Here is a 19,311-nt window from a genome sequence, read left to right on the forward strand (position 1 = left end):
CTTCTGAGCGTCCGTGAACTTCGATGCCTTCATGCCATCGCCTCCTATCCCGGCCAGACAAACCGTACCCGAATTTTCCAGGAATGGACGGCCCAGTTCTCAGGGGGCAGAGCAGTGACGATCTCATTCATGAACGGCTTCCTCGATGGGGTGGATCAGCCCTCGACATCGCACATCGCGCTGTCGGGAGCGGGAGCCGCCCACCCCATCTATGGCGGATCAATGGCCACACCCACGCTCCGCCTTGAGACGGGCGACTCCTTTCTCAAGGCCACGATCTCGGCCTGCTCGGCACTTGCACGACCGTTGCCAGGAAACGCACCGAGCGGCGCATTCTCAAGCTCCCGCATCCGCCGCCGCGGCACGCTCTCCGAAAGCTCGAGCTCCCGGCAGGCCTGCGCCACCCCGACGCCGCGCTCCGTCACCAACTTCACCGCCTCGATCTTGAACTCGCGGCTGAACGTCCGTCTCTTCATTTGCTGTCTCAAGCTCCATGGTCACGATCTTATCTCCGTGTCCACGGAACCGGCAGCAGGCCAGGTTGCCCCCTTTTGCCGGCGGCACCGTGCTGGCGCACCCGCGCGCAGGAACTGTTGATCATCACGATGTCGCCGTCGCAGGGGCCGGACACCGTCGCCAGCAGGCGATCCACACCCCCCGCGGGCCCTGAGCCGTTTGCCCCGAAGCTTCGTCTCAGGCCTCGCGCGGATGGTCGTCGAACCTGACTGAACCGAAGGCGTCGTCGAAGCGCTGCTCGAACTCGTCGCTGTCGATCCAGTCCGCGAGCTTTCCCATCGTGGCCACGAATGCCGAGACCTCCTCCGCGTCGAGCTTCGCGAAGAGCAGCTTCAGCCCGATGTCGGTGAGCGCGTCGGCGCGCGATCGAGCCTCCTGTCCGGCCTCGGTGATGTAGAGGCCGAAGCGACGCGCGTCGGACTTGAAGTTTCGCCGTTCGATCTGTCCGCCCCGGACCAGGTTCTGGATGAGCCGGGAGGCGAGGCTGCGCTCCAGCGCGCCCATGACGGTGATGTCGGCGAAGGTGATCCCCGGATTGTCACCGATCAGGCGGAGAACCCTGACCGTTCTGACGTCGAGCCCCACGTGTTCCACGAAGCGGTCCTCGACCGAATCGACCGTGACGCTCGCCAGTATGTTCAGCTGGTAGATCGGGTTTCCCTTGCGAAATGTCGCTGACCAGTTTCGGACCATGCCTCGCCTCATTTCCTGCGGATTCAACGGCCTGTCGCCGCGCTCTCCTCCTCTCATATGGGGCAGAAACTCTCTATACACAACCATCTTAAGATGATACTATCTCGATCAAAGACAGATATGGAGGGTTCCGGAATGAGCATTCTTGAGGATATCGCCGCGCAGCAGCATGAATTCGTTGGCTGGCGGCACGCGCTGCACGAGAATCCGGGCATCGGCTTCGCCGAAACGTTCGCCGCCGAGCTGGTGGCACGGAAACTGGAGGAGTTCGGCTTCGATGAGGTGCATACCGGCATCGGCGGGACGGGTGTGGTGGGCGTCCTCCAGGGCGCGCGTCCTTCGAACCGGGTGATCGGCCTCCGCGCGGACATGGACGCCCTGCCGATCATGGAAGAGACCGGCAAACCCTATGCCTCCAAGGTCCCCGGGGTGATGCACGCCTGCGGCCACGACGGTCATACCGCCACGCTGCTGGCCACCGCCTGGCAGCTCGCGCGCAGCCGGGATTTCGCCGGCAAGGTCGTCTTCATCTTCCAGCCCGCCGAGGAAGGGCTGGGCGGCGCTCTCGCCATGATCGAGGACGGCCTGCTGCGGCGCTTTCCGTGCGACCGGATGTATGCCTATCACAACATGCCCGGCCTGGAGTTCGGCCGCATGCTCACGCGCCCCGACCGGCTGATGGCGGGCAGCATCTTCTTCACGATCCGCGTTCAGGGCCGGGGCGGCCATGCCGCCCAGCCGCAGGCCACGGTCGATGCCACGCAGATCGCCTCGAACATCGTGATGACGGCGCAAAGCATCGTCGCCCGGAACATCGACCCGGTCCAGACCGGCATCGTCTCGTTCACCGACGTCTACGCCGGGACCAACAGCTTCAACGTCATCCCGGACAAGGCGTCGCTGAAGGGCTGCCTGCGCTTCTTCGACAAGCAGATCGGCGACGCGATGGCGGAGCGGCTGGAAGCGATCGCGAAGGGTGTCGCGGCAACCTATGGCGGCGAGGTCGAGGTCGAGTTCGAAGAGATCTTCGTGCCGCTGGTCAACGATCCCGAGGCGACTTCCGTGGCCATCGCGGCCGCGATCGACATCGTCGGCGAGGACAAGGTCGATGGCGAGATCACGCCGATCCCCGGCAGCGAGGATTTCGCCTACATGATCGAGAATCTTCCCGGCAACTACATCTGGGTCGGTACCGGCCCCGGAGCGATGCCCCATAACCCCGGCTTCGACTTCAACGACGATATCATCCCGGTCGTCGCCAGCTATTTCTGCCGGCTGGTCCAGATCGAACTCGCCTGATCACAGAGCGCCACGGCGCGGCATCCAACAGAGGAGTACAGCATGGAACAGGTCCTTCAGATCGCCAACAGCCCGGCCATGTGGCTTCTGGCGATCCTCATCGTCACCGTCGTCGTGGCGCAGGCGGCTCTCTACCTGCGCATGACCCTTTCCTTCTCCGACCGCTTCGGGATCCTCTCCCGGGAGGAGCGGCAGGTGGTCTACAAGACCGCGACCATCAACTCGATCGGGCCGGCGATCGCCGTGTTCTTCGTCGCGGTGTCGCTGGTCGCGATGGTCGGCAGCCCCGTCACCCTGATGCGGGTGGGCGTCATCGGCTCCGCGGTCTTCGAATTCGTCGCCGCCGACCAGGGCGCGCGGGCCGTCGGCGCGGAACTTGGTACCGACAGCTACACGCTCGAGGCCTTCACCGCCTCCGTCTGGGTGATGACGCTCGGCGGCATGGGCTGGCTGCTCACGACGTTCTTCGCGACCAAGACGCTCGACCGGACCCAGGACCGGCTGAACGGCAGCAACCCGGGGCTGATCCGGGCGATGGGCACCGCCACCCCGATCGCGATCTTCCTCGTCCTCGGCGCCAACGCCGTCGTCGACAAGCAGTGGTTCAGCAGCATCTCCGTCGCGGCGGACGATCTCGCCGCCGTCGCGGTCAGCGCGCTCTGCATGGTGGCGCTCTACTTCGTCGGCCGCAGCCGCCCGTGGCTCCGCGAATGGAGCATCGGCTTCAGCCTCGTCGCGGGCCTCGTGGCCGGCTATCTCGTCGGCCAGTCCCTGGCCTGATCGTCACCCTGTCCCGGAGACCGTTCCAATGACCGACCAGACCCTCGAAGGCTTCTACCGCAACAACTTCATCCCCCGCGCCCACCGTATCGGCCGTGCGACCCTGCTCGTCGCCATGATCCTCTGCGTGTTCCCGGCGCTCTATCTCTCCTTCGTCCTCGGCGCCTTCCCCGGCACCGGCGCGATCCTGACCGGCTTTCTCGCCATCGTCGCCTTCGTCGGCATCATGTGGGTGGTCGAGCCGATCTCCTACTTCCCGGTGCTCGGCGTCTGCGGCACCTACATGAGCTTCCTGTCGGGCAACATCGGCAACATGCGCATGCCGGTGGTCGTCTCCTGCCAGAACGCCATCGGGGCCGAGGCCGGCAGCCGCAAGGCCGAGGTCGCCGCGGTGATCGGCATCGCCGTCTCGGTGATCGTGAACCTGGTGTTCCTCATCGCCCTGGTGCTGATCGGCAAGGCCCTGATCGACGTCCTGCCCGCGCCGGTCGCGCAGGCGGTGAAGGACTACACCCTGCCGGCTCTCTACGGCGCCGTCATGGTGATGTTCACGAGCAGCGCCACCCGGCGGAACGCGCTCACCGGCATCCTCGTCGGCCTCGCCGTCTTCGTGTCGCCGGTTCCCGAGATCTTCGGCTCGGCCGCGGCCGGCATTCTCGCCATCGCCGCCGTGGTGGTGACCAACACGGGCCGATTTCGCGCGGTAGCCCAGAACGCCTGAAGTTCCGGCCGGCGGCACCCCACCGCCGGCCAGTCCACTCCGAAGAGGGGCCGGATGCGACGGCCCCGAGCCTTTGTCGCGCGAGCCACCTCGCAACTGCCATAGCATGCCAACCTACAGGCCCCGCCGCGGGGAGGGCGCCATCATGGGCGCCGGCCGACGGCGCGATGAGGAGAAGACGATGACCATGCTCACCGAGACCGAGAACCCGATCACGCGGCAATTTCCGGAGCCCGTGGCCTGGGACGCCCTGACCCTCTCGCGCGCGATCCATGCCCGCGAGATATCCTGCCGCGAGGTGATGGCCGCCTATCTCGCCCATATCGAGGCCAGCAATCCCGCCGTCAACGCCATCGTCTCGATGCGCGACGGCGACGAGCTCCTCCGCGAGGCGGACGCTCGTGACCGGCAGCTCGGGCAAGGCGAGTCGATGGGCTGGCTGCATGGCATCCCCCAGGCGATCAAGGATCTCTCCGCCACCGCCGGCCACAGGACGACGATGGGCTCGCCGCTCTTCGCCGACAACGTCCCGAGCTCCGACAGCATCATGGTCGAGCGGATCCGGGGCGAGGGCGCGATCATCATCGGCAGAACCAACGTGCCGGAATTCGGCCTCGGCTCGCATACCTACAACCCGGTCTTCGGGGCGACCCGCAATGCCTATGATCCGAGCCGTAGCGCCGGCGGGTCGAGCGGCGGCGCCGCCGCGGCACTGGCCATGCGCCTGCTCCCGGTCGCCGACGGCAGCGACATGATGGGGTCCCTCCGCAATCCCGCCGCCTACAACAACGTCTACGGACTGCGCCCGTCCTTCGGACGCGTGCCCTTCGGTCCGACGCCGGAGACCTTCGGCCAGCAGCTCGCGACCGAGGGGCCGATGGCGCGGACCGTCGCCGATCTCGCGAGGATGCTCGCAACCCAGGCCGGCCCGGACCCGCGGGCGCCGCTTTCGATCAATGACGATCCGGCCGTCTTCGCCGGAAGCCTCGATCAGGACCTGAAGGGGGTTCGTATCGGCTGGCTGGGCGACTGGCAGGGATACCTGCCGATGGAGGAAGGAATACTGCCGCTCTGCGAGCGCGCCCTCGGCACCTTCCGGGATCTCGGCTGCGAAGTCGACGATGTCGTGCCGGATTTCGACCCGGCGCGGCTCTGGCAGTGCTGGCTGACCCTGCGCCATTGGGGCGTCGCCGGCTTGCTGGAGGCGCTCCACGCCGATCCGGCGAAGCGCGCGCAGCTCAAGCCCGAGGCCATCTGGGAGGTCGAAGGCGGCCTCGCCCTGTCCGGACTCGACGTGCACCGGGCGAACGTGATCCGCAGCGCCTGGTACGCCACCCTGCAGAGGCTTTTCGAGCGCTACGACTTCCTCGCCCTGCCGACGGCGCAGGTCTTCCCTTTCCCGGTGGAAGAGGCCTGGCCCACCCGGATCGCCGATCGTCAGATGGACACCTACCACCGGTGGATGGAGGTCGTCGTGCCGGGCTCGCTCTCCGGCTGCCCGGTGATCAGCGTTCCCGCGGGCTTCGGCGCGTCGGGCCTGCCGATGGGAATCCAGATCATCGGCCCGCACCAGGCCGATCTCGCGGTGCTGCGGCTTGCCCGCGGATACGAGCGCGCGGCCAGCGCGGAACTGGCGCGGACCCCGAACCTCGGCGCCTAGGCTCGCCACCGCCCGCGGGGCCAGCCGGCGTTCGGCTGGCCCGTGGGCGAAGGTCGTGCCCGGGGTGTCGCGCCAGGGCATCCGTTTCGGCTGCTCCGCCGCGCGCACCGGCGAAGCAGCGGCCGGGGTGGCGGTGGCGCGGCCTCGAAACCGGCCGCCGCCGTTGTCCGGGTCCCGCGCTACTGGCCAGCCGTCGGTCGCGCCATCTTCGCGTGACGGCGCGCCTTTTCCTCCTCGCTCAGCCGCTTGTGCTCGCGTCCGGCTTCCTGCGTGGCCGCGTCCCCGCCGATCAGGCTTGTCTCACCCGCCATCAGGGCGGCGTAACCCTGCCGCGCGACGCGGGCAGGATCGTTCTTCCAGCTGTTGTCGCCAAATTCCGTCGCTCCCATGCCCGCGCGGGCATGGAAATCGGTCGCGGTGGCGCCGGGATGCAGGATCGTTATCTGGACGCCGGTGCCGGAAAGCTCCTCGCGGATGCTGTGTCCGAACGAGGTCAGGAAGGCTTTGGACGGTCCATAGACGCTCTCATATGGCGTCGGCGTGGTCGCGGAGAGGGAACTGACCAGAAGAATCCGGCCGCCGCCATTCCGCGCCATTCCGGGGATCAGGGCGTGGGCCATGCGGACGGGCGACAGGATATTGAGCGCGATCAGTCGCAGGTGGTCTTGCAGCGGAATGTCAACGAAGGCCCCTCCGATGGCGATGCCCGCGTTGAACACCGCGATGTCCAGCGGGCGGCCCGTATCCGTGATGGCGTCGATGACGGCGTTCGTACCATCCTCGGTCGCCAGATCGGATCGCACGGGCGTGACCTGAACGCCGGACTGGCGCAGGTCCTCCGCCGCGGCATTCACGCGGTCGCTTGAGCCGGTGATGACGAGGTCGTGGCCATCCTTCGCCAGCAGCCGGGCCAGTTCGAGGCCGATCCCGGCGGAGCCGCCGGTGACAAGGGCGAGCGGGTTCGTGGCAGGTGAGGCGGTCATGGGGCTATCTCCTTCCCTTATTGCTTCATCCAGTCGGCAAATCGACCGGCCCAGTCCGGATGCCAGCGTGACAGGGCGGGACGGTTCTGGATCATGTCCTCGGCGGCCCAGCGGATGCGCCTGGCATCGGTATCGGACGCGACTTCGTTGTCCGGGCAGATGACGTAGAAATCGCCGTTCAGCAGCCGGGCGGTGAAATGATCCACCAGTTGCCCGGCGCTCCAGGGAGCCTCGGGCTTGGCGTCGGTTTCCCGCATGCCCGGAAAGTTCATCGGCGTCCAGGTATAGCCCGGCACGAGAAGATGGGCGGAGACGCGGCCACCGGTGGCATCGCGCAACTCGTGCTCCAACTGCTCGGTCAGAACCTTGATCCCGGCCTTGGCCACCGAATAGGCGGCGTTTCCGGGTGGCGTGGTGATGCCTTCCTTCGAGCCCAGATTGACGATGGCGGCGGGTCGGTCGCCTGCGATCATGCCCGGGACGAACAGATGCTGCGCGGCGAGCGCCGAGGTGAAGTTCACGTCCAGCGTCTCGCGCCATGCTTCGGGCGCATCCCAGGGGCCCGCCTTCCTCATCATGCCGGCGTTGTTGATCAGCAGATCGACCGCCCCGAAACGCGCGATGGTCCGGTCGCGCAGGCGGGTCAGGTCGTCCATCGAGGCGACGTCTCCGACAACGGCCAGCACATCGGTTTCGAGCGACCGCGCGAAGGCCGCCAGCGCCTCGCCGTCCCGGTCGAACAGGGCGAGGTTCATGCCCCGGATCGCCAGGTCGCGGGCGATGGCGGCGCCGATACCCTTCGCGGCGCCGGTGACGACGGCGGTCCTCCCGGTGGAGATGATCGCGTGCATGCGGTTGGTCACTCTTCGCTCCTTCCATCGCCTGAACTCGAAAGGCGAGGTAGCGTTGGCCGCGCGGGATTATAAGTTGAGTGAACTTGCACGTAGTGTTCTATTCAGCGGATCATCCGGTTGCCCGTTGCCCGAGAGGACCGACGCGATGGCATCGAAGCTCAGCAGGGCCGATCTGGGCGATCTGAACCTGTTCCGGATCATCGCCGAAACCGGTGGTTTCCGCCGGGCGGCGCACGAGCTGGACATGTCGCCCTCCGCCGTCAGCCATGCCATGCGCGGTCTGGAGGAGCGCCGGGGGGTCCGGCTGTTCAACCGGACCAATCGCAGCGTGACCCTGACCCCGGCGGGACATGATCTGCTGACGGATATACGGGCCGGGTTCGCCGCCATTGAAAGCGGGCTGGAGGCTCTGAACCAGTATCGGGAAACACCCGCGGGGCATCTGCGCATAAGCGCGTTCAGCGATGCCGCGCGTCTGGTGGTCGGCCCCATCCTGGCGGATTATGCGCGAGCCTATCCCGATGTGCGGCTGGAACTCGTGGTCGATGACCGGATGGCCGATATCGTGAAGGACGGTTTCGACGCCGGCATCCGTTACGGCGGAACCGTGCCCGTGGACATGATCGCCGTTCCGCTGGGGCCGGAACTGCGATGGGTCATGGCCGCCTCGCCGGGATATCTGGCGAGCGCCTCGCCGCTGGCGAAGCCCGGAGATCTGCGGAACCACCGCTGCGTCGGCATGCGCATGGGCAATGGCCGCGTCTATCATTGGGAGCTGGAGCGCGGTGAGGAGACCTTCCTCTTCACCTGTGACTGGCCGGTCATCGCGAATGACACGATCGCCACGATCGAATTCGCCGAAGCCGGTGGCGGGATCTGCTACGTACTGGAGGATCGCATCCGCCCGCGACTGGAGGATGGCCGGCTGATCGAGGTGCTGCCGGACTGGTCGTCCATGGGACCCGCCTTTCACCTCTACTATCCAGGCCGCCGCCAGCTGCCCGAGGCCCTCCGCGCGCTGCTTCGAATGATGCGGGGGTCGAACTGAGACAGGCGAGGAAGCCGACGTTCTCGGCCCGAAGAGTGCCAGGCGAGCCCGATCCGCGGGTGGCACGGGGGGCGTTTCGAGAGGCCGGCTTTCCGCGCCGGTTCGACGGCGGGGACGCGGGCGGTTTCGAGAGGCTCAGCGAGGATCTTCCGGTCGAGGCATCGATTATCGACCTTCGGTCCATATTCCATCTGAAAAATGGTCTGTTCGACTTCGGATCATATCGTTTTTGGTCCCAAGGACCAAATCCATCTTGGTACATCTATCTGATCGAACAGGGAGATCAGCATGTCTCAAGTCAGCCCGACCGTGTTCTCGACGGAAGCGAAGTTCGCGGATGAAACCGTGCTGCTCGACGCGCTGGCCAATGAGGCGCGGCTGAGCCCGGATGACCGCGCCGCGATCAGCCGCCGCGCCGCCGGTCTGGTGCGCCGCATCCGCTCCGAGGCGAAACCCTCGATGATGGAGCATTTCCTCGCCGAATACGGGCTCTCGACGCGCGAGGGCGTGGCGCTCATGTGTCTCGCCGAGGCGATGCTGCGCGTCCCCGACCGCCAGACGATCGACGCGCTGATCGAGGACAAGATCGCGCCCTCGGACTGGGGCAGGCATCTCGGCGAGGCGACATCGACGCTGGTCAACGCCTCGACCTGGGCGCTGATGCTGACCGGCAAGGTGCTGGACGACGATCAGGCGGGCACGCTGCGCCGCATGGTCCGCCGGCTGGGCGAGCCGGTCATCCGGAGCGCCGTGGGACGGGCGATGAAGGAGATGGGCCGCCAGTTCGTCCTCGGCCAGACCATCGAGGCGGCGCTCGAGCGCGCCCGGGGACTCGAGGCGCGGGGCTATACCTACAGCTACGACATGCTGGGCGAGGCGGCGATGACCGGCGCCGACGCCGCGCGCTACGACCGCGCCTATACGGATGCGATCGCGGCCATCGCGAAGGCCTGCGACAAGGGTTCGGTCGAGGCCAATCCGGGCATTTCGATCAAGTTCTCCGCGCTGCACCCCCGCTACGAGGTCGCGCAGGAAGAGCGCGTCATGGCCGAACTGGTGCCAGTGGTCTCGCGGCTCGCCCAGGCGGCGAAGGCGGCGGGCATGGGGCTGAACGTCGACGCGGAGGAACAGGACCGGCTCGTCCTGTCGCTCAAGGTCATCGAGGCGGTCCTCTCCGATCCCGCGCTCGCCGGCTGGGACGGGTTCGGCGTGGTCGTGCAGGCCTATGGCAAGCGCGCGGGGCTGGTGATCGACTGGCTCCACGAGACCGCGACCCGGCTCGACCGCCGGATCATGGTCCGGCTCGTCAAGGGCGCCTACTGGGACACCGAGATGAAGCGGGCGCAGGTCGAGGGGCATCCGGCCTTCCCGCTCTTCACGAACAAGGCCGGCACCGATGTCAGCTACATCGCCAATGCGCGCAAGCTGATCGGCTACGCCGACCGCATCTATCCGCAGTTCGCGACCCACAACGCCCATACCGTCGCCGCGATCCTCGAGATGGCTGGGGATGACATCCGCTACGAGTTCCAGCGCCTGCATGGCATGGGCGAGCGTCTCTACGATATCGTCATGAAGGAGGCCCGGGGCCGGTGCCGGATCTACGCGCCGGTCGGCGCGCATCGCGACCTGCTCGCCTATCTGGTGCGCCGGCTGCTCGAGAACGGGGCGAATTCCTCCTTCGTGCACCAGATCGTCGAGGAATCGGTCACGCCCGAGGAGATCGCCCGCGACCCGTTCGACGCGCTCGCGACCGCCAGCGCGCCGCGCGGGCTCGTCAGGCCGGCGGATCTGTTCGGCGCGGACCGCCGGAACTCGCAGGGTTTCGATCTCACCGACGAGGAGACCCTGGCCGCGATCTACGCCGAGCGTGACGCGCCGCTTCCCGACGCGTCGCCGCTGACGGTGAGCGAACCCTCGGGCGAGACGCGGGACGTGCTCAATCCGGCGACGGGGGAGGTCATCGCGAAGGTGCTGATGGTCGACGCGGAAACCGCGGCGCGGGCGATCGACGACGCACGTATCTGGGACGCGCCCGCCGCCGAACGGGCGGAGAGCCTGCGCCGCGCGGCCGATCTCTTCGAGGCGAATTCGGGCCGGATCTTCGGCATCCTGGCGCGCGAGGCCGGCAAGTCGCTGGGCGACGCGGTGGCCGAACTGCGCGAGGCGGTGGATTTCCTGCGCTACTACGCCGCCGAGGGCGAGACCCGCCCGGGCGCGCCGCGCGGCATCGTCGGTGCGATCAGCCCCTGGAACTTCCCGCTCGCGATCTTCACCGGGCAGATCGCGGCGGCGCTGATGGCGGGCAACGCCGTCATCGCCAAGCCGGCCGAAGCCACCCCGGTCATCGCGTGGCTCGGCGTCGCGCTGATGCATGAGGCGGGCGTGCCGAGGGCCGCGCTGCAGTTCCTGCCCGGACGCGGTGGCGTCGTCGGGGCCGCGCTGACCCGGGACGCGCGGGTCTCGGGCATCGTCTTCACCGGCTCGACCCAGACGGCGCGGACGATCGCGGGCAACATGGCGGCCGATCTCCGGCCCGGAACGCCGCTCATCGCCGAGACCGGCGGGCTCAATGCGATGATCGTCGATTCGACGGCGCTGCCCGAACAGGCGGTGCGCGACATCGTCATGTCGTCCTTCCGCTCGGCCGGTCAGCGCTGCTCGGCGCTGCGCTGCCTCTACGTGCAGGAGGATGTGGCGCCGCAGCTGATCGAGATGATCACGGGGGCGATGGACGAGCTGAAGGTGGGCGACCCCTGGGATCTCGCGACCGATGTCGGGCCCGTCATCGACCCGGACGCGCGCGACGGGATCACCGGTTACATCGCCGCCAGCGGCGACCGCGTCATCCACGCGCTCGATGTGCCGGGACAGGGCTTCTTCGTGCCGCCGACGCTCATCAGGGTGGGCGGGATCGGCGATCTGGAGCGCGAGATCTTCGGTCCCGTGCTGCATGTCGCCACGTTCAGGGCGAAGGATCTCGACAAGGTGATCGCCGACATCAACGGCCGGGGCTTCGGCCTGACCTTCGGGCTGCACACCCGCATCGACTCGCGCGTGCAGGAGGTCTCGGACGCGATCCATGTCGGCAACATCTATGTGAACCGCAACCAGATCGGCGCGGTCGTCGGCAGCCAGCCCTTCGGTGGCGAGGGGCTGTCGGGCACCGGTCCGAAGGCGGGGGGGCCGCGCTACGTGCCGCGCTTCTTCGCCCCCGATCCGCCCTCCGGGGCTCCGGGGACGACGGCGGATGCCTGGGACCGTCCCGCCGACGAGGCGCGGCTGAGCGCGGCGCTGGCCGCGACCAAGCCGCGCAAGATCGAGGAGCGCCTGATGTCCGGCCCGACCGGGGAGCTGAACCGACTCTCGGCCCATACCCGGGGGCCGGTGCTCTGCCTCGGTCCCGGTCGCGAGATGGTCGAGACGCAGATCGCCGCGGTGCGCGCGCTCGGCGGGCACGCGGTCGGCGTGGACGGCGACCTGCCGCCCGCGGCGCTCACGCGGCTCAGACACCTCTCGGCCGTGCTCTGGTGGGGCGACGAGGACCTTGGCCGGCAATACGCCGCCGCGCTGGCGGCGCGCGGGGGCGAGATCGTCCAGCTCGTCACCGCGCTGCCGGATCTCGCGCATGTCGCCCATGAACGGCATCTCTGCGTCGATACGACCGCGGCCGGTGGCAACGCGGCGCTGCTCGCGAGCTGAAGGCATCGGACACCGGGTCCGACAGCCGCCCTCCCGCCGACGCGCGAGGGCGGTATCGGTGGCCCGGGCATCGCACCCCCGCGGCCTCGGCACCGGGTTTCCGGTTCAGCCCGGAATTGCGGCCAGGATCTGGTCGAGCAGCCGCTGCTCGGCCCCGGAGAGCGATACCGCCGGGTTCGAGATCAGATAGACCGTCGCGGTCGGCTCCTTCTCATAGGGCGGGAGCCGGAACAGGAAGCCCTTCGCGACGAAGGGTTCCGCCAGATGGGTCGGCAGGAAGCCGATCCCGAGCCCGCATTCGATCATGCGCCTGACTTCGTTCACATGGCTCGACTGGCCCCTGACATACTGGCCGATCGACGCGCGGGCGCGATAGGCGGTCACATCCCCCATGTGGCTGCCGCCGAGCACATCGGCGGTGAAGCCGATGAAGGGCTCGCCCCGCAGATCCATCGGGCCGAGGTCGGTCCGGCCCGCGAGATGATGGCCGGCGCCGCAATAGAGGCCGAAACGCTCGCGCATCAGTTCCCGCGCGCCGAGGCCCCGCGGGATCACCCCGTCGCAGAGCCCGAAGGTCGCGGACCCGCGCTCGACCATCCGGATGACATCGGCCGTCGTCGCGACCAGGATCTCCAGCTCGACCTTCGGATATTTCGCGAAGAAGGCGGAAAGGGGCGCGTTGAAATCGCGGCTCTCGACATGGTCGATCGTGGCGATCGTGATCCTGCCGGTGAGCGAGAGCGGCGCCTTCTCGAAGGTGAGCGGCAGCCGCGAGATCGCGGAATAGATCTCGGTCGCCTGCGCGTAGAGCGCCTGGCCGGCGGGGGTGACCGTCATCCGGTTTCCCTCGCGGCCCAGAAGCCGCTGACCGGTGCTTTTCTCGAGACGCTTGATCGCGAGGCTCACCGCCGGCTGGGAGCGGAGCAGCTCATCCGCCGCCTTGGTCATGCTCTCGTTCTGGACGACCACCATGAAGGTGTAGAGCAGGTTCCAGTCCAGGTTGCGCGCGAAGTCGCTCATCGATGATAGGGTATCCTATGAGTTTCGTTAATTCCACATTAAAACACTATTAATTTGAATAAGAAGTCGTGATCGGGAATCCTGCGTACACAAGACAAGAAATTCCCAGGGAGGAATTGATGATCGCGAAGTTTGTAATGACCGCCATAGCCACTTCCGCTCTGGCCACCGCGGCGATCGCCCAGGACAAGACTCTTCGCATGGGCACCGAAGGTTACTATCCGCCATTCAACTTCTTCGACAGCGCCGGGCAAATCAAGGGCTTCGATATCGATATCGGCAACGCGCTCTGCGAACAGATGGGCGTTACTTGCGAATGGGTGCCGACCGACTGGGATGGCATCATTCCGGGGCTGAACGCGCGGAAATTCGACGCGATCGTCGCGTCGATGGCCATCACCGACGAACGGAGCAAGGTCGTCGGCTTCACCAACCCCTATTATTACAACGGAATCCGCTTCATCGCCGCGAAGGACGCCGGGTTCGGCGATGCCATGCCCGCGGATCTCGAGGGCATGTACGTCGGCACGCAGTCGGCGACGGGCGAGGTCGATATCCTGGAGGAATACTACCCGGATAGCGAGTTGAAGCTTTATCCCAAGCTCGACGACGCGCTGCTCGACCTCGAGACCGGGCGGGTCGATCTCATTCTCGCCAGCCAGCTGGTGCTGGAGGAGTGGCTCGGGACGGAAGCCGGCACGTGCTGCGAATTCGTCGGCGAAGCCTTTCTCCCGGATTTCGCGCAGGGCACCGCGATCGCGGTGCGGCCGGACGACACCGAGCTGCGCGAGGCCCTGAACGGGGCGCTGGACGCGATCGTGGCCGACGGAACCTACGGGAAGATCCGGAGCGAATACTTCTCCTCCGACATCATGATCCAGCCCAGGAAAGCTTCCGAGCATCTGGGCGGTTGAGCGGACCGGGGGCGCGCGCGGTCGCGGGCCCCTCCCCCGCGGGAACAAAGGGGTTCCTCCCATGACAGACCTGTTATCGCTGCTGGCCTTCGGAAGCGAAGGCTGGGGAGACGAACTGCTGCGCGGCTTCTGGGTCACGATGGCGCTCGCCCTGGTCACGGCCCCCTGCGCGCTGGCGATGTCCTTCATCATCGCCTGGGGCAAGCACGCGAGAAGCGGCTGGGTCCGGGCACTGGCGAACGGCTACACGACCGTCTTCCGCAGCCTTCCGGAAATCCTGACGCTGATCCTCATCTACTATCAGCTGCAGAGCCTGCTGAACGGCGTCGTCGGCATGTTCATTCCCGATGCCAGCATCTCGCTCAACGCCTTCGCGGCGGGTGTGATCGCGCTGACTCTGGTCTTCTCGGCGCTGGGTTCGGAGGTCGTGCGGACCGCCTATCACGCGGTCGGCAAGGGCCAGTCCGAAGCGGCCGCCGCTCTCGGCCTGCACCGCGCGCGCGCCTTCTTCCTGGTGATCCTGCCGCAGATGTGGCGCCACGCCATCCCGGCCTTCGGGAACCTGTGGCTGATCCTGCTGAAGGACACGTCGCTCGTCTCGATCATCGCGGTGAACGACATGATGCGCTACGCGAACATGGCGATCGCGACCACGCGCGAACCGTTCTTCTTCTACGCGGTCCTGGCGCTGATCTATGTCGCCCTCGCCTTCATCTCGGGGCAGGTCCAGGCCGTTCTCGAGCGCCGCGCCAATCGCAATCTGGTTGGAGGCCGCTGAGATGCTCGCGCACTTCACCGACAATCTCGATCTCTGGATCGAAGGGCTCCGGAACACGGTCAGCCTGACGGTGCTGGGGTTCGTTCTCGGCTTCTTCGTGGCCATCCCGCTGGCGGCGGCCCGGCTGAGCGAAAACCGCGTCCTGTCGAGCCTCGCCTATGGCTACGTCTATCTGGCGCGGGGAACGCCGCTTCTGGTGCAGATCTTCATCATCTATTACGGGCTCGGCCAGTTCAGCAAGGAACTCCGCTCGCTCGGGCTCTGGTGGTTCTTCCGCGACGCCTATTACTGCGGTCTGCTCGCCTTCACGCTCAATTCCGCCGCCTATCAGTCCGAGATCCTGCGCGGCGGCATCAGGGCCATCCCGAAATCGACGATCGAGGCGGGGCTCGCCCTCGGCCTGCACCGGTTCCAGCGCTTCCGGCTCCTGATCCTGCCGATCACCGTCGCCCGGATGCTGCCGGCCTTCGGCAACGAGCTGGTGCTGCTTCTGAAGGCCTCGGCGCTCGTGAGCGTGATCACCGTCCGGGATGTGATGGGACAGGCCCGCTACCTCTTCGGCGAGACCTTCGACCTCGGCGTCTTCTACATCGCGGCCGTCAACTACCTGCTCGTCGTGCTGCTGATCGAAGCGATCTGGAGACACCTCGAGAACCGCAATGCCTGGCTCAAGTACAGGAGCTGATACCGTGAACATGAAGGCAGACGACATCGCATTCGGCCGCGAGGGGATCTTTCGCACGACGGCCGGTCCCGACGGCACCCATGTGGAAATGCCCTATTCCGGCATCCGGACCTTCATGCGGCGCCGTCCCACCATCGACATGGAGGGCGTGGACATCGGGGTCTACGGCATCCCGTTCGACCTGACCACATCGGGTCGTCCGGGGGCCAGGCTCGGCCCGAGCGCGCTGCGCGAGGCGACGTGCCAGCTCGCCTGGGGCGCGGTCTGGCCCTGGGGGTTCGACCCGTTCGACATCCTCTCGGTCGTCGATTGCGGCGATGTCCCGTTCCGGCGCGGGCAGGTCTCCGAGATGCGCGACAGCGCCATCGCCATGGCGCGTCACATCACCTCCTCGGGGGCCGGCACGGTGATGCTGGGCGGTGACCACAGCACGACCTATACCGCGCTCAAGGCGCACGCGGAGATCCACGGGCCGCTGGCGCTCATACAGTTCGACGCGCATCGCGACACCCAGAAGAGCGACTGGTTCGACCACGGCACCTTCGTTCACCACGCGATGCGGGACGGGCTGATCGACGCCGAACATTCGGTCCAGATCGGCATCCGTACCTTTTACGACGACGACGATCCGATCACCGTCCTCTACCGCGACTGGATGCACGAGCACGGCTGGCGCGGCGCGCTCGCCAGGGTCCGCGAGATCGTGGGCGGCCGGCCGGCCTATCTCACGATCGATATCGACAGCCTCGATCCGGCCTATGCGCCGGGCACCGGCACGCCGGTCGTCGACGGGCTGATGCCGAACGACATCATCCAGTTCCTGCGCGGGAGCGTGGATCTCGATTTCGTCGGCATGGATCTCGTCGAGGTGTCGCCGCCCTATGACCACGCGGATGTAACCGCGCTGCTCGGGGCCTCGCTCGCACTGGAATACATCTGCGCCCGCGCGGCCCAGCGGAGGAACGCGTCATGACCCATCGTGTCGCCATCATCGAGTTCATCAACGAAAGCAACACCTTCACCGTCATGCGGAGCGGAATGGATGATTTCCACGCCTCGCATTACTTCAAGGGCGCGGAGATCCCAGCCAATTTCCGCGGCACCGGCTCCGAGGTCGGCGGCGCGATCGAGGTCGCCGAGGCCCGCGGCTGGACGCCGGTCTACATCACCGCCGCCCATGCCGAGCCGAACGGCCCGGTGACCGAGGCCGCGCGGGCGGAAATCACCGACGAATGCACCCGCCGCCTGCGCGAGAACGGGCCCTTCGACGGCGTCTTCGTCGCGCTCCACGGGGCGATGGTGACGGAGACGGACCAGGACGGCGACTGCCAGTTCCTGCGCGAGATCCGCTCGGTCGTGGGGGCCGAGATCCCGCTCGCCGTCACGCTCGACCTCCACGCCAATGTCTTCGACGAGCTGGCGGTCCTGGCGGAGATCGCCGTGTCCTTCCGCACCTATCCGCATGTCGACATGCGCGAGGTGGGCGTCGAGGCCTGCGAACTGCTGTATCGCGCGCTCCAGGGCGAGATCGTGCCGAGGCTGCTCGTCCGTCGGCCGCCGATGCTGGTCGGTTGCGATGACGGGCGCACCACGAACGACGGTCCGATGTGCCGCCTGCTCGAAAGCGCGGCCGAGGAGATGAAGGCCCCGGGCATCCTCAACGTCGCGATCAACGCGGGCTTCACCGACGCCGATGTCTGGGCCGCCGGGCCATCGGTGCTCGTCACCTACGACGCCGGAACCGCGGCGGAACAGAGCGCCGCCGAGGCCGCCGGACGCATCTGCGACCGGATCTGGTCCTTCCGCGATCAATGGGACCTGCCGATCCCGCTCGCGGACTGCGTCGCGCGGGTCCGGGCGGCGACGTCCCGGGGGTCGATCTCGGGAGCGGGTCCGATCGTGGTCGCGGATTTCTCCGACAATCCCGGCTCGGGCGCCTACAGCGACTGCACCGCGGTGATCGCGGCGCTGCTGGAGGCGGGGATCGGGGACGCGGCCGCGGGCGCGCTCTACGACCCGGAGGCGGCCGCCGAACTCGCGGCCCGGGGTGTCGGCGCCGAGGTCACGCTCACGATCGGCGGCAAGACCGACGCCCCGGTGGGCGGCGGGCCGCTCGAAGTCACCGGAACGGTCATGGCGGTCAGCGACGGCCGGTTCGTCTTCGAAGGGCCGATGTTCACCGGCCTTCCCGGATCGGCCGGCACGAGCGTCCGCCTGCGCGTCGGCGGGATCGACATCATGATCGTCTCCGACCGGACGCAGATGCTCGACCGGAACATCTTCCGCGTCGTGGGGATCGAGCCGACGGAAAAGTCGGTTCTGGTCGTGAAATCGATGCAGCATTTCAAGGGCGCCTTCGGCCCCATCGCCTCCGAGGTCATCGTGACCGACGCGGGCGGGCTCTGCACGCCCGATGTGAAGCGGCGCCTCTACACCCGCCTGCGCCGGCCCGTCTTTCCGCTGGATGACATCAATGACTGAGATCCATGACATCGCCATCATAGGCGGCGGCATCACCGGCGCCTCGGTGGCCCATTTTCTCGACGGCCGCCGGTCGGTGGTGCTGCTCGAACAGGAATCCTCGCTCGGCTATCACTCGACCGGTCGCTCGGCCGCCGAATTCACCCGCCGGTTCCATTCCGAGGCCGTCGGCGCGCTGACGCGGGCGAGCGCGGATTTCATGATGTCGCCGCCCGGAGGCTTCGCCGGTGTCGATCTTCTGCGCCCGCGCGGCAATCTCGTCATCGCCGACGCGGAGAAGGCGGACCATCTGCGCGCCGTCTTCGAGAAGGAGCGCGCCAACCCGCCGGACGGCGCCTCGCCGGTCCGGCTCCTGAGCGTCGACCGGGCGCTGGAAATGGTGCCCTTCCTCGACCGCGACTGGGTCAAGGCCGCCTTCCACGATCCCGACTGCTGGGATGTCGAGGTGGAGAGCCTGCTCCAGGGCTATGCCCGCGGCGCGAAGGCGAAAGGCGCCGAGATCCGGCAGTCCGCCGCCGTGACCGGTGCCCGGCGCGAGGGGGATCACTGGCTGCTCGGGACCTCCGCCGGCGAGGTGAGGGCGCGCGTGGTCGTCAACGCCGCCGGCGGCTGGGCCGATCCGGTGGCGGGGCTGCTCGGCGCGGCGCCGCTCGGGATCGTGCCACACCGGCGCACCGCGATCAGCGTCAAGGTGCCGGGCCACGATCTCTCGCGGATGCCCGAGGTGAACGAGATCGACGAGGTCTTCTACTTCAAGCCCGACGCGGGCCAGCTCATGGTCAGCCCGGCGGACGAAACCCCGGTAGACCCGCACGACGCCTGGCCCGAGGAGCTCGATATCGCCTACGCGGCGCATTACCTCGGCGAGTGCACGACGCTCGAAGTCACGCATGTCGCGCACAGCTGGGCGGGGCTGCGCAGCTTCGCCGGGGACAGGCTGCCGGTCATCGGCTTCTCCGGTCAGGCCGAGGGGCTGTTCTGGCTCGCCGGCCTCGGCGGCTACGGTATCCAGACCTCGCCCGCGGCCGGGCAGATCGCGGCGGCGCTGCTGACCGGCGCGGAGATACCGGCCAGCGCGGTCGCCGCGGGCGTCGATCCGGCGGCGTTCTCGCCCTCCCGTCTGGAGCGCTGAGCGATGCATGTCCTCGATGCGAAGGCGGCGATGGCGAGATCGCCC

17 protein-coding genes and 1 pseudogene are annotated in these 19,311 nt (G+C 67.5%); 12 read left to right on the forward strand and 6 right to left on the reverse strand.

Annotated features, from left to right (window positions below):
* Positions 1 to 209: 209 nt before the first annotated feature.
* The 3 genes and pseudogenes from ACLJK8_RS17185 to ACLJK8_RS17195 form a co-directional block, all read right to left on the reverse strand.
* On the reverse strand, positions 210 to 476 hold the full coding sequence (locus ACLJK8_RS17185) for a transposase (protein WP_413151577.1): 267 nt from the start codon (positions 474 to 476) through the stop codon (positions 210 to 212).
* Between the two features lie 68 nt (positions 477 to 544).
* Positions 545 to 661 (reverse strand): annotated as a pseudogene (locus tag ACLJK8_RS17190) (IS5/IS1182 family transposase); the annotation flags it as partial.
* A gap of 32 nt (positions 662 to 693) precedes the next feature.
* On the reverse strand, positions 694 to 1,209 hold the full coding sequence (locus ACLJK8_RS17195) for a MarR family winged helix-turn-helix transcriptional regulator (protein ID WP_413151578.1): 516 nt from the start codon (positions 1,207 to 1,209) through the stop codon (positions 694 to 696).
* A 135-nt stretch (positions 1,210 to 1,344) separates the two neighbouring features.
* Here ACLJK8_RS17195 and ACLJK8_RS17200 point away from each other — a divergent pair, with 135 nt between their 5' ends.
* From ACLJK8_RS17200 to ACLJK8_RS17215, 4 genes are all read left to right on the forward strand, one after another.
* Complete coding sequence (locus tag ACLJK8_RS17200; RefSeq protein ID WP_413151579.1) at positions 1,345 to 2,508, forward strand: amidohydrolase; 1,164 nt, start codon at positions 1,345 to 1,347, stop codon at positions 2,506 to 2,508.
* 42 nt (positions 2,509 to 2,550) lie between these two features.
* Positions 2,551 to 3,288, forward strand: coding sequence for a DUF5058 family protein (locus tag ACLJK8_RS17205; protein WP_413151580.1), 738 nt, complete (start codon positions 2,551 to 2,553; stop codon positions 3,286 to 3,288).
* A 28-nt stretch (positions 3,289 to 3,316) separates the two neighbouring features.
* Positions 3,317 to 4,009, forward strand: coding sequence for a hypothetical protein (locus tag ACLJK8_RS17210; protein WP_413151581.1), 693 nt, complete (start codon positions 3,317 to 3,319; stop codon positions 4,007 to 4,009).
* Positions 4,010 to 4,190: 181 nt separating this feature from the next.
* A complete protein-coding gene (locus ACLJK8_RS17215; protein WP_413151582.1) occupies positions 4,191 to 5,669 on the forward strand; it encodes an amidase in 1,479 nt (492 codons plus the stop codon).
* A 179-nt stretch (positions 5,670 to 5,848) separates the two neighbouring features.
* On the opposite strand, the gene ACLJK8_RS17220 is transcribed toward ACLJK8_RS17215, so the two are convergent.
* On the reverse strand, positions 5,849 to 6,652 hold the full coding sequence (locus ACLJK8_RS17220) for an SDR family NAD(P)-dependent oxidoreductase (RefSeq protein WP_413151583.1): 804 nt from the start codon (positions 6,650 to 6,652) through the stop codon (positions 5,849 to 5,851).
* Between the two features lie 17 nt (positions 6,653 to 6,669).
* Positions 6,670 to 7,515 (reverse strand): SDR family oxidoreductase, encoded by an 846-nt coding sequence (locus ACLJK8_RS17225; RefSeq protein WP_413151584.1) that lies wholly within the window; start codon positions 7,513 to 7,515, stop codon positions 6,670 to 6,672.
* Here ACLJK8_RS17225 and ACLJK8_RS17230 point away from each other — a divergent pair.
* Both ACLJK8_RS17230 and putA read left to right on the forward strand, forming a co-directional pair.
* A complete protein-coding gene (locus ACLJK8_RS17230; RefSeq protein ID WP_413151602.1) occupies positions 7,490 to 8,554 on the forward strand; it encodes a LysR substrate-binding domain-containing protein in 1,065 nt (354 codons plus the stop codon). The two genes, ACLJK8_RS17225 and ACLJK8_RS17230, sit on opposite strands and share 26 nt — an antisense overlap.
* 288 nt (positions 8,555 to 8,842) lie before the next feature.
* A complete protein-coding gene (putA, locus tag ACLJK8_RS17235; RefSeq protein WP_413151585.1) occupies positions 8,843 to 12,256 on the forward strand; it encodes a bifunctional proline dehydrogenase/L-glutamate gamma-semialdehyde dehydrogenase PutA in 3,414 nt (1,137 codons plus the stop codon).
* Between the two features lie 105 nt (positions 12,257 to 12,361).
* On the opposite strand, the gene ACLJK8_RS17240 is transcribed toward putA, so the two are convergent.
* On the reverse strand, positions 12,362 to 13,276 hold the full coding sequence (locus tag ACLJK8_RS17240; protein WP_413151586.1) for a LysR family transcriptional regulator: 915 nt from the start codon (positions 13,274 to 13,276) through the stop codon (positions 12,362 to 12,364).
* A gap of 119 nt (positions 13,277 to 13,395) precedes the next feature.
* Here ACLJK8_RS17240 and ACLJK8_RS17245 point away from each other — a divergent pair, with 119 nt between their 5' ends.
* The 6 genes from ACLJK8_RS17245 to ACLJK8_RS17270 all read left to right on the forward strand — a co-directional run bounded on the left by ACLJK8_RS17245 (position 13,396) and on the right by ACLJK8_RS17270 (position 19,266).
* Complete coding sequence (locus ACLJK8_RS17245) at positions 13,396 to 14,190, forward strand: transporter substrate-binding domain-containing protein (RefSeq protein ID WP_413151587.1); 795 nt, start codon at positions 13,396 to 13,398, stop codon at positions 14,188 to 14,190.
* A 61-nt stretch (positions 14,191 to 14,251) separates the two neighbouring features.
* Positions 14,252 to 14,968 (forward strand): ABC transporter permease, encoded by a 717-nt coding sequence (locus ACLJK8_RS17250; RefSeq protein WP_413151588.1) that lies wholly within the window; start codon positions 14,252 to 14,254, stop codon positions 14,966 to 14,968.
* A 1-nt stretch (position 14,969) separates the two neighbouring features.
* Complete coding sequence (locus ACLJK8_RS17255; protein ID WP_413151589.1) at positions 14,970 to 15,653, forward strand: ABC transporter permease; 684 nt, start codon at positions 14,970 to 14,972, stop codon at positions 15,651 to 15,653.
* A 10-nt stretch (positions 15,654 to 15,663) separates the two neighbouring features.
* Entirely contained in the window at positions 15,664 to 16,626 is a 963-nt protein-coding gene (gene speB / locus ACLJK8_RS17260; protein ID WP_413151603.1) for an agmatinase, read from the forward strand.
* Positions 16,623 to 18,134, forward strand: a complete 1,512-nt coding sequence (locus ACLJK8_RS17265) for a M81 family metallopeptidase (protein ID WP_413151590.1) — start codon at positions 16,623 to 16,625, stop codon at positions 18,132 to 18,134. The genes speB and ACLJK8_RS17265 overlap by 4 nt, the downstream gene beginning before the upstream one ends.
* Positions 18,127 to 19,266 carry an NAD(P)/FAD-dependent oxidoreductase gene (locus ACLJK8_RS17270; protein ID WP_413151591.1) on the forward strand — a complete coding sequence of 380 codons (1,140 nt, stop codon included), beginning with the start codon at positions 18,127 to 18,129 and terminating at the stop codon, positions 19,264 to 19,266. Before ACLJK8_RS17265 ends, ACLJK8_RS17270 begins: the two co-directional genes overlap by 8 nt.
* The last annotated feature ends 45 nt before the right edge of the window (positions 19,267 to 19,311 follow it).

Source organism: Amaricoccus sp. W119, assembly GCF_047275745.1.
Lineage (GTDB): Bacteria > Pseudomonadota > Alphaproteobacteria > Rhodobacterales > Rhodobacteraceae > Amaricoccus.